Origin of the sequence: Pragia fontium (genome assembly GCF_900638655.1) — a bacterium.
Taxonomy (GTDB): domain Bacteria; phylum Pseudomonadota; class Gammaproteobacteria; order Enterobacterales; family Enterobacteriaceae; genus Pragia; species Pragia fontium.
This window is the reverse complement of the sequence record NZ_LR134531.1, coordinates 2497119-2511664: the sequence shown is the minus strand read 5'-3', so window position 1 is coordinate 2511664 and position 14546 is coordinate 2497119. Positions and strand designations below refer to the sequence as shown.

General features: G+C 45.4%; 10 protein-coding genes. All 10 read left to right on the top strand.

Annotation, left to right across the window (positions count from 1 at the left end; all coding sequences use genetic code 11):
* Positions 1-538: 538 nt before the first annotated feature.
* The 10 genes from lrp (at position 539) to EL341_RS10745 (ending at position 14541) form a co-directional block, all read left to right on the top strand.
* Entirely contained in the window at positions 539-1033 is a 495-nt protein-coding gene (lrp, locus tag EL341_RS10790; protein ID WP_047781371.1) for a leucine-responsive transcriptional regulator Lrp, read from the top strand.
* Between the two features lie 124 nt (positions 1034-1157).
* Positions 1158-4754 (top strand): DNA translocase FtsK 4TM domain-containing protein, encoded by a 3597-nt coding sequence (locus EL341_RS10785; RefSeq protein ID WP_126467771.1) that lies wholly within the window; start codon positions 1158-1160, stop codon positions 4752-4754.
* Between the two features lie 190 nt (positions 4755-4944).
* Positions 4945-5556 carry an outer membrane lipoprotein chaperone LolA gene (lolA, locus tag EL341_RS10780; RefSeq protein ID WP_047781369.1) on the top strand — a complete coding sequence of 204 codons (612 nt, stop codon included), beginning with the start codon at positions 4945-4947 and terminating at the stop codon, positions 5554-5556.
* Between the two features lie 6 nt (positions 5557-5562).
* Entirely contained in the window at positions 5563-6906 is a 1344-nt protein-coding gene (locus EL341_RS10775; RefSeq protein ID WP_126468267.1) for a replication-associated recombination protein A, read from the top strand.
* 107 nt (positions 6907-7013) lie between these two features.
* Positions 7014-8306: a serine--tRNA ligase gene (gene serS, locus EL341_RS10770; protein WP_047781367.1), complete on the top strand. Its 1293-nt coding sequence runs from the start codon at positions 7014-7016 to the stop codon at positions 8304-8306.
* A gap of 541 nt (positions 8307-8847) precedes the next feature.
* Positions 8848-11289, top strand: coding sequence for a DmsA/YnfE/YnfF family dimethyl sulfoxide reductase (locus tag EL341_RS10765; RefSeq protein WP_074823654.1), 2442 nt, complete (start codon positions 8848-8850; stop codon positions 11287-11289).
* A 10-nt stretch (positions 11290-11299) separates the two neighbouring features.
* Positions 11300-11920, top strand: coding sequence for a DMSO/selenate family reductase complex B subunit (locus EL341_RS10760; RefSeq protein WP_047781365.1), 621 nt, complete (start codon positions 11300-11302; stop codon positions 11918-11920).
* A 1-nt stretch (position 11921) separates the two neighbouring features.
* Positions 11922-12776 (top strand): DmsC/YnfH family molybdoenzyme membrane anchor subunit, encoded by an 855-nt coding sequence (locus tag EL341_RS10755; RefSeq protein ID WP_126467769.1) that lies wholly within the window; start codon positions 11922-11924, stop codon positions 12774-12776.
* Between the two features lie 71 nt (positions 12777-12847).
* Entirely contained in the window at positions 12848-13489 is a 642-nt protein-coding gene (gene dmsD / locus EL341_RS10750) for a Tat proofreading chaperone DmsD (RefSeq protein ID WP_232036555.1), read from the top strand.
* Positions 13490-13914: 425 nt separating this feature from the next.
* A complete protein-coding gene (locus tag EL341_RS10745; RefSeq protein ID WP_047781363.1) occupies positions 13915-14541 on the top strand; it encodes a response regulator transcription factor in 627 nt (208 codons plus the stop codon).
* Positions 14542-14546: the final 5 nt, after the last annotated feature.

The following is a 14546-nucleotide window of genomic DNA, read 5'->3' as shown; positions in this document are numbered from 1 at the left end:
TGTGATTGTAAGGAAAATACAACATTAAAAAAAGTCATGATCGGGTTTGTTACCAATCATTGTGATAGGTTTTTTCTATTAAATGTGCGATTTTGGAGTTAAAATGACGCAGTTATGAATTTATATAGAGAATTGTGCTTTTTTTTACTCATTTACTTTGACAATAACGCAGGTATTTGCGAAAACATTATTCTGTGATTACGCTGATAACTATATTGACGAAGTTTATAAGGTAAGTGTTTTGGCAAGGTAACAGATACTTACTCTTTATATGTATAGATTAACCGCATAATACAATATGTTCAGGTTGTAGTTTTGAGCAGTACCCTGATTTACATTGGTGATGGCTGAAGATCATTAATGTAATAAAACTAAGTGGTTAGATAGATATCTTGTGCTGTTGGCTACAGATAATAACTAGAACACCTGGTTTCTGGCTGGTATATAACTACAGTTATTGGCTTGGACAGAAGCGCCGTAAAATCTTTAGGAGAGTTAGCGGTGTATCAGAAACAAGGAAGATATTGAGAGAAGAAAAATGGTAGACAATAAAAAACGCCCGAGTAAAGATCTTGATCGAATTGACCGTAATATTTTGAATGAATTGCAGTTGGATGGACGCATTTCTAACGTTGAGCTGTCAAAACGTGTTGGCTTATCACCAACGCCGTGTTTGGAGCGGGTACGTCGTCTTGAAAGACAGAAATTTATTCAAGGTTATACTGCGTTACTGAATCCTCATTATTTAGACGCGTCGCTGCTGGTTTTTGTTGAAATCACGCTGAATCGCGGTGCGGCTGATGTTTTTGAACAGTTCAATACGGCTGTACAAAAATTAGAGGAAATTCAGGAGTGTCACTTGGTTTCTGGTGATTTTGACTATCTTCTGAAAACGCGCGTATCAGATATGTCCGCGTATAGAAAACTATTAGGTGAAACGCTGTTACGTTTACCCGGTGTAAACGACACGCGTACCTACGTAGTTATGGAAGAAGTTAAACAGAGTAACCACTTGGTTATCAAAACGCGATAATTCATCATAGCAGGTGCAAAATCTGCAAACTTCCGTTACACTCCTGTGTATTCATACAGTTTCAGCGCTGGGTAATTCTGGCGCTGCCGTTCATGCATTGCTACGGTAACCTGGAGAGCCTTTCTTGAGCCAGGAATATATAGAAGACAAAGAGCCTAAGTTGAAGAAGTTGAATAGCCGCCAGCGGCTTTTTGAAGCCGGTTTATTGGTGGTGGTTATTTTTGCCATTTATCTTATGGTGGCACTGGTCAGTTTCAATCCTGCCGATCCCAGCTGGTCGCAAACCGCTTGGCACGAGCCGATTCATAATATTGGTGGCGAAAGCGGAGCTTGGCTGGCCGACACCTTTTTATTTATATTCGGCGTACTGGCTTATGTGGTACCGCTGCTGATGGTTTTCCAATGCTGGGTGCTGTATCGCCATGAACGCGATGAGAAACCCGTTGATTTCTTTGCTCTATCGCTGCGTTTTATTGGTTTGCTGGCGCTGATTTTCTCTTCCTGCGGGCTATCGGCCATCAGCATTGATGACTGGTATTATTTTGCATCCGGTGGCGTTATCGGCAGCTTATTGAATAGTGCGCTATTACCTCATTTTAATGGGGTGGGTGCAACGCTGATTCTGCTGTGCGTATGGGCGATTGGCCTGACGCTATTTACCGGTTGGTCGTGGTTAACGATTGCAGAAAAGATTGGTGCTTTTGTCATGGGAGCGCTGACTTTTGTTACCAACCGTACGCGCAAAGAGCCGGATTATGAAACCGATATCGCTGATGACAAGAATGCGGTCATTCCGGTTAGTGATAGTCATTCATTTTCCGAGTCTAATAGCGATGATGTGTTATTTAGCGCGCCAGGGGTAAGGGCGGGCGAAAGCTATGGTTTCACTGATGCAGATAGCGATGAAGAGCAAGACCCATCCATTCATTTTAAAAATGAGCTACAACAGGAACTCTCTTTCTCTGCTGCGATGAGCGATGATGAACGACCGGAAGATGGTGCTGCATCTGAACCCGTTGAGCCCACGTTGTTTGGTACATCAAATGTCGCTACTCCGTCAGCTTCATTTCAAGCTCAGCCTGAGACAACGGCCAATTCCGTTATTGGGCAGAGCGAACAACAACCAGAACCTCAGTTTACAACAGCCGCAACGTATCCATTTTCATCTCATAACGACAATATGTCAGAAAGGGCGGTTTCTGAGCCATCAGCGGTTTCTTTTGGCCCGGCAACATTTACCTTTAGTAATTCTCAACCGGTAGAACCTTCTGAAAGTACGGTACCTGCTGAGAGTGAAACCGAGTATCCGTTTAGTCTGCATGACGCTATTCCTGATGAGTATTTCCCGGCTGACGATGCAACGGATAATGGTTCATCTAACTTGCCCGCAGGTAGCTTTAGCGCGGCGATGTCGGATGAACCTGAAAGCGATCCTGCCGGTAATTTGTCGTCGGCGTTTAATGCACTTTCTGCGGCTTCAGCCGCTGCCAGTGTTGCATCCACCGTCTCTTCGGCTTCAGCACCAACAATCGCGTTCACGCCTGCCGTGAGCAGTGGGCAGCCGCAGATCAAGCAGGGTATCGGTCCAGAATTACCACGCCCTAATCCGGTACGAATTCCAACGCGTCGCGAATTAGCTTCGTATGGCATTAAGCTCCCTTCACAGCGGGAAGCTGAGCAACGGGAGCGCGAGCGTCTGGCTCAAGGGCAGTCACAGCCTGACAATATGCCATCTGCCACCAACGGTGAAGATGAGTTTGATGCTATGCAGCAAGAGTCGCTGAGAAAAGCTTTTGCTGAAGAGCAGCGCCAGCGCTATGGCGAAGAATACCAGTTAGATGACGGCGGTTATAACGACCAAGCGGTAACGGATAATCCTTTATACGGTGTTTCTGCCAGAGATGATGACGAAGAGACCGTCGACAATCGTCCAATTGAGCCGCTGTTTACCTTACCTTCGCAGGTAAGCGATGTGGAGCGCGCGGATGAAGTACCTTTAGGCAATATTAATGATGTATTGCCGGTAGCGCCGACTTCGACATCACCTTATGCTTATCAACAACCGGCTCAGAGTCATGCTGCACCACCGGTAAGCCAAACATCAACGCATTCTGGCTCAATGGGTGCCGTACCACCTCAGCCAGCCGCTGTTCCAGAAGAACGTCAGCCGGAACAGCCATCGATGGATGGGTTAATCCATCCGTTCTTGATGCGTAACGATCGTCCATTGGAAAAACCAACGACACCGCTGCCATCGTTAGATCTATTATCAGCTCCGCCTACCAATCAGGCGCCAGTTGATATGGAAGCGCTGGAAGAAACTGCGCGTTTACTTGAACGTCGATTGGCCGATTTCCGAGTGAAAGCCCATGTTGTTGATATTTTACCGGGGCCGGTAATTACTCGTTTTGAATTAGATTTAGCGCCGGGTGTCAAAGCCGCACGTATTTCCAGCTTAGCCAGAGACTTAGCTCGTTCACTGTCAGTCACGGCAGTGCGGGTGGTTGAAGTGATTCCCGGTAAACCTTATGTCGGTCTGGAACTGCCGAATGAACACCGCCAGACGGTATATATGCGAGAAGTTTTGAATTCACCTGAATTCAGTAGCGCCTCTTCTCCATTAACCGTTGTATTGGGTAAAGATATTTCCGGACAGCCGGTGACGGCCGATTTGGCGAAGATGCCTCACTTATTGGTTGCTGGTACCACCGGTTCCGGTAAGTCGGTCGGGGTAAACGCCATGATTCTGAGTATGCTGTATAAGGCAAAACCGGAAGACGTTCGTTTTATCATGATCGACCCGAAAATGCTGGAGTTATCGGTTTATGAAGGTATACCGCATCTGTTGACTGAAGTGGTTACCGATATGAAGGATGCCGCTAATGCGCTACGTTGGTGCGTTGGTGAAATGGAACGACGCTATAAGCTTATGTCAGCATTGGGCGTGAGAAATCTGGCGGGCTATAATGACCGGGTTCAGGAAGCGGAGCAGCTTGGTCGCCCAATTCCCGATCCGTTCTGGAAGCCAAGCGAAAGTATGGATGTCTCCCCACCGATGCTGGAAAAACTGCCGTACATTGTGGTGTTGGTTGATGAGTTTGCCGACCTGATGATGGCAGTGGGCAAAAAAGTCGAAGAGTTGATTGCCCGTTTGGCACAGAAGGCGCGTGCTGCGGGTATCCATTTGGTGCTGGCTACACAACGACCTTCCGTCGACGTTATTACTGGCCTGATTAAAGCGAACATTCCTACGCGTATGGCGTTTACCGTTTCCAGTAAAATTGACTCACGCACCATCCTCGATCAGGGGGGCGCAGAATCACTGCTGGGGATGGGGGACATGCTCTATCTGCCGCCAAACTCATCTATGCCGGTACGTGTTCACGGTGCTTTTGTGCGCGATCAGGAAGTACACGCCGTGGTACAAGATTGGAAAGCGCGCGGTCGTCCGCAGTATATTGATAGTATTACCGCCACGTCAGAAGAAGGTGAAGGTGGCTTTGGTTTTGATGCTGATGAAGAACTGGATGCTCTGTTCGATCAGGCGGTTGCTTTTGTGGTTGAGAAGAAGAAACCGTCTATCTCTGGTATTCAGCGCCAGTTCCGTATTGGTTATAACCGAGCAGCTCGGATTATCGATCAGATGGAAGCTCAAGGTATTGTCAGCCCGCCTGGGCATAACGGTAACCGTGAGGTACTGGCGCGTTCACAGTTTGATTAGTTGACCGTCATTGCTTAACGATAGGGCCGCTTATGCGGCCCTTATTTCAACTGAAAAGATAAGTAAAAGATCATATACTTAATGGCATTAGCCTGTACCTTGCCCGCTATTGTCAGGTAGAGTGCCACAGATAGATTCAAAATGCGTTTAACCTACGTTTTCTCGATAATAGATTGGAGTAATTGCAACAATGAAGAAACTACTTATCACCTGTTGCCTGATGTCTGGTCTGGTGTCCTCAGCCGTATTAGCTGACGCTCGCTCAGATTTGCAAAACCGTCTGAATAAGGTGAATAGCTTCCATGCCAGTTTCTCTCAATCGGTAAAGGATGCTGGCGGTGCGGCGATACAGCAAGGTGAAGGCGAACTTTGGGTTAAGCGCCCTAATTTGTTTCGCTGGCATATGACATCACCGGATGAAAGTATTCTGGTTTCTGATGGTAAAACCTTATGGTTCTTTAACCCGTTTGTTGAGCAGGCGACGGTCACATGGTTAGATAGCGTAACCGGCGATACGCCGTTTATGTTGATTACGCGTAATAGCGCTACCGACTGGAGCAAATATAATGTGCAACAGCAAGGCAATGAGTTTCAATTAACGCCAAAAGCGATAAAAGGTAATCTAAAAGCCTTTTCGATTAACGTAACGCCAGACGGTATCATCAAAGGCTTTGTGGCAGTTGAACAGGACGGCCAGCGCAGCAGCTATGCGCTGAAAGGCCAACAAACCGGTTCTGTCGATGCGGCACAGTTTACTTTTACACCACCAAAAGGCGTGACGATAGACGATCAACGCAAGTGAGGCATGGTGAGCACTCTTTCACTCGATTTTTCTCAGAATGAATTTCAACCGTTGGCGGCGCGGATGCGCCCCCGTACGCTCGCTGAGTATATTGGTCAGCGCCATCTTCTCTCTGCGGGTAAGCCATTACCGCGAGCAATAGAGGCCGGTCATTTACACTCAATGATTCTTTGGGGGCCGCCGGGCACCGGTAAAACCACGTTAGCTGAAATTATTGGTCATTATGGTAATGCTGATGTGGAACGCATTTCAGCAGTAACCTCGGGTATTAAAGAGATTCGAGAGTCGATTGAGCGTGCTCGCAATAACCGCGATGCTGGCAGAAGAACGATCCTGTTTGTGGATGAAGTTCATCGTTTTAATAAAAGCCAGCAGGATGCCTTTCTGCCGCATATTGAAGATGGCACCATTACTTTTATTGGCGCAACCACCGAAAATCCATCGTTTGAACTTAATTCGGCACTGTTATCCCGCGCCCGAGTTTATCTGCTTAAATCGTTAGATGGCCCAGATATTGAGCAAGTCTTGTTGCAGGCCATGCAGGATAAAGAGCGTGGCTACGGTGAACAGAATATCGTGTTGCCGGATGAAACTCGTCGCATGTTATCGGAACTGGTTAATGGTGATGCGCGACGCGCGTTAAATAGTTTAGAAATGATGGCGGATATGGCTGAGATTTCTGCCAATGGTCAGCGAGTATTAACCCCTGAGCTATTGAAAGAGATCTCTGGCGAACGTAGCGCACGCTTTGATAACAAAGGTGACCGCTACTATGATTTGATTTCCGCACTGCATAAATCAGTGCGCGGTTCCGCACCTGACGCTGCACTCTACTGGTATGCACGAATTATCAGTGCGGGAGGCGATCCACTGTATGTCGCCCGTCGTTTATTGGCAATTGCATCTGAAGATGTGGGTAATGCCGATCCGCGCGGTATGCAGGTGGCTATTGCGGCTTGGGACTGCTTTACTCGCGTTGGCCCGGCAGAAGGGGAAAGAGCGATTGCTCAGGCGATAGTGTATTTAGCCTGCGCACCGAAAAGTAATGCGGTTTATACCGCGTTTAAGGCGGCGATGAAAGATGCGCAACACGGCGGTGATTTTGACGTTCCTGAGCATCTGCGTAATGCGCCAACCAAATTGATGAAAGAGATGGGGTTAGGGGCAGAATATCGTTATGCTCATGATGAGCCTAACGCATACGCTGCCGGTGAGAGCTACTTTCCCGCTGAAATGAGCGGTCAGCGCTATTATTTCCCTGAACCGCGTGGGCTGGAAACCAAAATCGCTGAAAAGCTGAACTGGTTGGCTGAGCAGGATCAAAATAGCTCGATAAAACGCTACCGTTAACCTTTGGGTTGCGGTAAGGTAATTAGCGAAAACAGTATGTCGCGCTGTCAGTTAGTCAGCGGGCATGAATCTTGATTAATATTAAAATACATAGGCATAGGATTAGCATGCTGGACCCGAATTTATTACGTAATGAGCTGGACGCAACGGCGGAAAAACTGGCTCGCAGAGGCTTTAAACTGGATGTGGATACTTTACGTAAGCAGGAAGAGCGCCGTAAAGTTTTACAGGTAGAAACAGAAACCCTACAAGCTGAACGTAATGCTCGATCCAAGTCCATCGGTGATGCTAAAGCGCGCGGTGAAGATATTGAACCACTGCGTCGTGAAGTGAATCTGCTGGGTGAAAAACTGGATGCAGCGAAAGCCGATCTTGAGAAGTTACAGGCAGAGATTCACGATTCAGTTTCAATTATTCCCAATATTCCAGATGAGTCAGTACCATTTGGTAAAGATGAAAACGATAATCTAGAAGTGAGTCGTTGGGGAGAACCGCGTAAGTTTGATTTCCCGGTTCGCGATCACGTTGAGTTGGGTGAAACCAACGGTGGTTTGGATTTTGCCGCCGCGGTGAAATTAACCGGCGCACGTTTTGTGGTGATGAAAGGGCAGATTGCCCGTATGCACCGTGCACTGGCTCAATTTATGTTAGACCTGCATACTACCGAACATGGGTATACTGAAATGTATGTCCCTTATCTGGTTAATCAGGCGACATTGTTTGGTACCGGTCAATTGCCTAAGTTTGGCGAAGATCTGTTTCATACTCAACCGCTGTCTGAAGAGGCTGAAACCAGCAACTATGGTTTAATTCCAACGGCTGAAGTCCCTGTGACCAACTTGGTGCGCGGTGAGATTCTTGATGAAGATGTTCTGCCGCTAAAAATGACGGCTCATACGCCATGTTTCCGTTCTGAAGCAGGTTCATACGGTCGCGATACTCGCGGTCTTATCCGTATGCACCAGTTTGATAAAGTTGAGCTGGTACAAATTGTTCGTCCAGAAGATTCCATGAATGTATTGGAAGAACTGACCGGTCATGCGGAAAAAGTGCTTCAACTGCTGGGTTTACCGTACCGTAAAGTTTTACTGTGTACCGGTGATATGGGCTTTGGCTCAAGCAAGACATATGACCTGGAAGTTTGGGTACCTGCCCAAAATACTTATCGCGAGATTTCTTCATGTTCTAACATGTGGGATTTCCAGGCGCGCCGTATGCAGGCTCGTTTCCGCGGTAAGAATGACAAGAAAACCACGTTGGTTCATACCTTGAATGGCTCTGGTTTGGCGGTTGGCCGTACTTTAGTGGCGATTCTGGAAAACTATCAGCAAGCCGATGGTCGTATTGAAGTACCGGAAGTGCTGCGCCCATATATGGGTGGTTTAGAATATATCGGTTAATCATACTGATTTTATTTTTGGTTTAAAAAAGGCCCTGATTTTCAGGGCCTTTTTATTTTCCGCATATTAAGCATGTACCTTTTAATTTTGGCCGCTAAATTTACTATATAAAAAATATCGTTATTTTATTGAATTCAATTTCTTATTTGATATTAAAATATTTTTATTTTGATAACGGTACTCATTATCTTTTATTAATAGACTAATAACACAAATTGTTAGCGTGCGTAATCAATTTTGTAGCTGTGATGTTATCTATTGATCCGCATGCATTACGCTGATGCTAAAGGCATTACTAATCCCTCTATCATTGATTGAGAGCAATATTCAGGCTCGGTGATTAAGTAATATGATTAATCTAAATTAGGAAAGATTAATAACAACGACTCTTATTCCTTCTCAGATAAACGCGATGTATTTATCTGGCTTGATAGCTTCCGGCACTAATCACTTTCCTATTACCTGTTTTTTCTAATGACAAAATTTTAATAAAAATAATTTAACTCAATTGACTCTTTAATGATAAAGCAATAGGTGACTTATGAGCCTTGACGATCAGAACAGCCCGGTATTGATACCAGTAAGCCGACGTAAGTTCGTACAAACCAGCGCACTGGGTGGTTTAGCCGCGGTGGCCGGTGGTGTTTCTTTACCCTTTGGTTCGGCTAATGCTGAAGAAATGAATGGAAAAAATGCTGCAACCGACGAAAAGCTGGTTTGGAGCGCCTGTACCGTGAACTGCGGTAGCCGATGCCCATTGAGAATGCATGTAAGTAACGGTGAAATTAAATACGTTGAAACGGATAATACTGGTGAAGATGTTTATCAGGAATTACATCAGGTTAGAGCCTGTTTACGCGGTCGTTCAATGCGTCGTCGGGTATACAATCCCGATCGCCTGAAATACCCCATGAAACGAGTAGGCAAGCGCGGTGAGGGTAAATTTAAGCGTATCACTTGGGAAGAAGCCTACGATGAAATCGCCAATAATCTAAAGCGCATCATTAAGGATTATGGTAACGAAGCGGTTTATCTACAATACGCCACCGGCACGCTGGGTGGAACGGTTACCCGTTCATGGCCACCGGGTAACTCGCTGATTGCCCGCTTAATGAATTGCTGTGGTGGTTATCTGAATCACTATAACACTTACAGTACGGCGCAAATTACCACGGGATTGAGCTATACCTACGGTGGCGGTTCCGGTAACAGTATTTCTGATATTGAAAATACCAAACTGGTGGTGATGTTTGGTAATAACCCGGCAGAAACACGGATGAGCGGCGGTGGGATTACCTATTTGTTGGAGCAGGCACGCGAACGCTCCAATGCAAAAATGATCGTTATTGACCCCCGCTATTGCGATACGGCTGCCGGTCGAGAAGATGAGTGGATTCCTATCACGCCGGGAACGGATGCGGCATTGGTTGCCGGTATGGCTTACGTCTTAATTACTGAGAACCTGATTGACCAGCCATTCCTCGATAAATATTGCGTTGGCTTTGATGAAAAAACGCTACCGGAAAGTGCGCCGCGCAATGGTCACTACAAAGCTTATATTTTGGGTGAAGGTGATGATGGTATTGCTAAGACCCCTGAATGGGCGGCAAAAATTACCGCTATTCCTGCCGAGCGAATTATCAAATTAGCGCGTGAAATCGGGACGGCGAAACCGACCTATATTTGTCAGGGCTGGGGGCCGCAGCGCCATGCTAATGGTGAAATGGTGGCTCGGTCTATCGCCACCTTAGCCTGCTTAACCGGTAACATCGGGATCAGCGGCGGTAATACCGGAGCACGTGAAGGCTCTTATGCTATTCCATTTGTTCGTTTTCCAACCTTAGAAAACCCGGTTAAAGACAGTATCTCTTTTTTCCTGTGGACCGATGCCATTATGCGCGGCGCAGAGATGACTGCTACGCGTGACGGGGTACGAGGCACTGATAAGCTGAAACAACCGATTAAGTTTATCTGGAACTATGCCGGTAACAGCATGGTTAACCAGCATTCAGATATCAACAGCACGCTGAAAATTCTGGAAGATGAAACCAAGTGTGAAATGATTGTGGTGATTGAAAACCATATGACCGCCAGCGCTCGCTGTGCTGATATTTTGCTGCCAGATTTGACGACATCAGAGCAGATGGACTTCTGTCTGGATGCTTCATCCGGCAATATGGGCTACGTTATTTTTGCTGATAAAGCGATTGAACCACAGTTTGAATGCCGCTCTATTTATGAAATGACGTCTGAGATTGCGAAACGCATGGGCGTTGAACAGCAATTTACTGAAGGGCGTACACAGGAAGAATGGTTACGTCATCTGTATCAACAATCCTGTGAGAAAGATCCACTACTGCCAACGTTTGAAGAATTCCGTCAAATGGGGGTATATAAGCGTAAAGATCCGAATGGTCATTTCATTGCTTATCAATCCTTCCGGGAAGATCCTGTTGCTAATCCATTGAATACACCATCAGGAAAAATTGAAATTTATTCTGAGCGTTTGGCTGACATGGCAAAAAGCTGGGAGCTGCCTAAAGGGGATGTTATTTCACCTCTACCTATTCATGTGTCTACTTTTGAGGGTTCAGATGATCCGCTGAGGAAGCAGTATCCTCTCCAGTTAATCGGTTTTCATTATAAAGCTCGTTGTCACTCAACCTACGGCAATATTGATGTCCTTAAAGCAGCGGCTCGTCAGGAAATCTGGATGAACCCAATCGATGCACAACAACGCGGTATCAAAAACGGTGACATGATTCGTATATATAACGGTCGTGGTGAAACGCAAATTAATGCCAAAGTTACTCCCCGCATGATGCCCGGAGTAGTGGCATTGGGCGAGGGGGCTTGGTATTCACCCGATGCAAAAGGCGTTGATCATGCCGGTAGCATTAATGTGCTAACCACGTTACGACCTTCTCCTCTGGCGAAAGGTAATCCGCAACACACTAACCTTGTTGAAGTCGCAAAAGTTTAAGGAGCCATCAATGACAACGCAATATGGTTTTTATATCGATTCAAGTCGTTGCACGGGCTGCAAAACCTGCGAACTGGCCTGCAAGGACTATAAAGATTTAACGCCGGACGTTAGCTTTCGGCGTATTTACGAATATGCTGGCGGAGACTGGCAGAAAGACGGTGATGTGTGGCATCAGAACGTATTTGCTTACTATCTATCTATTGCCTGTAATCACTGTGACGATCCGGCCTGCGTCAAAGTCTGCCCAAGCGGAGCGATGCATAAGCGGGAAGATGGCTTTGTACTGGTTAATGAAGAAGTGTGTATCGGCTGTCGCTATTGCCATATGGCCTGCCCATATGGTGCGCCGCAATATAATGCGGCTAAAGGTCATATGACCAAGTGCGATGGTTGTCATGAGCGGGTGCTTAATGAAGGCAAGAAACCGATCTGTGTTGAGTCTTGTCCATTGCGAGCTTTGGATTTTGGTCCAATTGAAGAACTGCGGGCAAAACACGGCAATCTGGCGGCGGTGGCACCACTCCCGGCAGCCAAATATACTCAGCCGAATATTGTTCTAAAACCAAACGCCTGTAGTCGCCCGGTGGGTGATACTACCGGTCATTTATCCAATCCGAAGGAGGTTTAATATGGAACTGGGATGGCATGAATGGCCGTTAATGTTATTTACCGTACTGGGGCAGTGTGCTGTCGGTGGATTCATTGTACTGGCGCTGGCGTTATTATGCGGTAAAACCGATGAGCGCCAGAGGAAATCGATTCATCGGGGGATGTTTTTTATCTGGGTGCTGATGGGCATCGCCTTTTTGGCCTCGGTAATGCATTTAGGCACCATGAGTCGAGCATTTAACTCGTTGAATCGTATTGGCGAATCAGGATTAAGTAATGAGATTGCCTTTGGTTCGATATTTTTTGCCATTGGTGGCATTTATTGGTTAGTTGCCATACTGGGCAAGATGCCTAAAGCCTTGGGTAAAGTATGGCTGGTTATTGCTATGATTGCCGGTGTGGCTTTTGTTTACGCTATGTGTCGGGTCTATCAAATAGAAACGGTACCAACCTGGGATAACGGCTATACCACGCTGAATTTTTTCCTGACAATGTTGATTGGTGGCTCGTTGCTGGGGAGTATGCTGAAAAATAGTGACGGCGATTGTCGTGGTAAAGGGCTGGCGGCGATCGGCGTTATTGCGTTAATCATCAGTGCCTGTTCAGGGTTAATGCAGGGGAGTGAACTGGTGAGTTTACACAGTTCAGTCACCTCCGCCACCGTATTGGTTCCACAGTATGGCCAGTTAATGGCACTACGTTTGGTGATGGTGGCTGCTGGCTTGAGCTTATGGATTGTCCCTATGCTGTCAGAAAAGCGGGCAGGAACTGCAGTTATGATGCTGGGATTTGTTCTGGTCGTCTGTGGTGAACTTATTGGACGGGCAGTATTTTATAATTTACATATGACGGTTGGCGTTACCTTTGGTGGATAACGAATGATATTGTGTGCGGTAGCAAATAGGCTGCCGCACGCTTTTTTCTCTAAATAAGACAAAGGTTATTTATGCGTTCTCTTCCTATGCCGAGTTTGGCAGATATTGATGATATTTCATTAACTGGCCGGATGTTGGGGGCTTTATTGTATTATCCTCCTGAACAGCAAGATGTGCTTTCTCTGCTAGCATGGTTGAATCATGATGGCTGGGTTGATGAGTGGCCTTGTGGAGCGAAGGTTGATATTCAGCAGGCAGCGGTTTTAATTAATTTAGGTTTAGCCGAGGGAAGCCGCCCATTATTATCTGAAGAGTTTCAGCGTCTGTTTATTGGCCCTGATTCGTTACCGGCACCGCCTTGGGGCTCAGTTTATTTAGATCGTGAGAGCGTTATTTTTGGCGATTCTACCCTTGATTTACGTCGCTGGCAGTCAACATTAGGGATTGAAGTACAACAGCAACATCGTGAACCGGAAGATCATATTGGTTTATTGTTGATGTTGGCGGCATGGTTAGCTGAGAATCAGCCGGAGCAAATCGGGACGTTACTGGGTGAACATTTGCTACCGTGGAGCCATCGTTTTGTGGCGCTGTTGGAGGAAAAGACTGAACATCCGTTTTATCAGGGGATAGCTCGATTAACCCGAGTGACGTTAAATGATTGGCAAGCTCGCCTGCATCCTACCGTTATCAATAAAGATATCTTTTTCTAGTGTTTAGGTGGTTGATTATTTCGCCTTCTCATGTGAGTTAATTTCGACTGGCTGACTTGGTTTTATATATTCAACCGCAACATATTATTCTTATCATGATCCTGTTTTGGCAAAGAACTGTTAGCTAACTCAATGTATTAAATATCATTTTTCCAGTTGCCCGATATAGGGCTTAATCGTTCACTATTTGAAATTGTTTAATGTCACTTTTTCCATGATAGGTAAAAAACTAAGCAACATTTTTAATTTGTTGCTTTTTACTTTAATTTGATATTTAGATTTCATTATTTCATTGAAAGTCTCTTTTTATTTCATTTATCATTATTTGTCTTTTCTGGTGGGTAAAATAAATAATTACTTATTGAGTATTTATTTTTCATCAATTAACATTATTATTATAAACAGCGCATAATATGGAGATTGCGATGGTTAATGTGTTGATTGTAGATGACCATCCCGCGATTTGTTTTGCCTTGAAAGCGGTATTGGAAGCAAATCATGATTTTTCTGTTCAGTCAGTTACTGATGGTATTAAAGCAATGAGCTTTATTAAAGATCATGATGTTGAAATTGTTGTTCTTGACATTTCTTTGGCGGTTATGGATGGGATGGAAATTCTCAGCCGCATTAAACAGTTTAATGAAAAGATAAAGGTGATTATTCTCACCGGGCAAAATCCGGAGATTTATTCTGAACGTGCTTTACGTGCAGGAGCTGATGGATTTGTTAGTAAAGATTATGACTTAAAGCAGATAGGCCAAATTTGCCAGCAGGTTATTGATGGCTATAGCTGTTTTCCGTCCTTTTGTTTAAAGCGACTGATTTACTATGCCTCTCACCATAATAATATCAGTATGATGGAGAAGCTGTCCGATCGTGAAATCGCTGTACTACGCTATTTAATTGAAGGGAAAACCAATAAAGAGATTGGTGACCTACTTTTATTAAGCAATAAAACCATTAGTACTTATAAGTCTAGGTTGTTTGAAAAAACCAATACCACAGATCTCAATGAACTGAAAAAAATTATGGAAAATGAGTATCAGGGATAGTACTA

Excerpts from the sequence above, each read along its gene's own strand:
- EL341_RS10745 (WP_047781363.1), top strand. The coding sequence starts at position 13,915 with ATGGTTAATGTGTTGATTGTAGATGACCATCCCGCGATTTGTTTTGCC.
- dmsD (WP_232036555.1), top strand. The coding sequence starts at position 12,848 with ATGCGTTCTCTTCCTATGCCGAGTTTGGCAGATATTGATGATATTTCA.
- lrp (WP_047781371.1), top strand. The coding sequence starts at position 539 with ATGGTAGACAATAAAAAACGCCCGAGTAAAGATCTTGATCGAATTGAC.
- EL341_RS10755 (WP_126467769.1), top strand. The coding sequence starts at position 11,922 with ATGGAACTGGGATGGCATGAATGGCCGTTAATGTTATTTACCGTACTG.
- EL341_RS10765 (WP_074823654.1), top strand. The coding sequence starts at position 8,848 with ATGAGCCTTGACGATCAGAACAGCCCGGTATTGATACCAGTAAGCCGA.
- serS (WP_047781367.1), top strand. The coding sequence starts at position 7,014 with ATGCTGGACCCGAATTTATTACGTAATGAGCTGGACGCAACGGCGGAA.
- lolA (WP_047781369.1), top strand. The coding sequence starts at position 4,945 with ATGAAGAAACTACTTATCACCTGTTGCCTGATGTCTGGTCTGGTGTCC.
- EL341_RS10760 (WP_047781365.1), top strand. The coding sequence starts at position 11,300 with ATGACAACGCAATATGGTTTTTATATCGATTCAAGTCGTTGCACGGGC.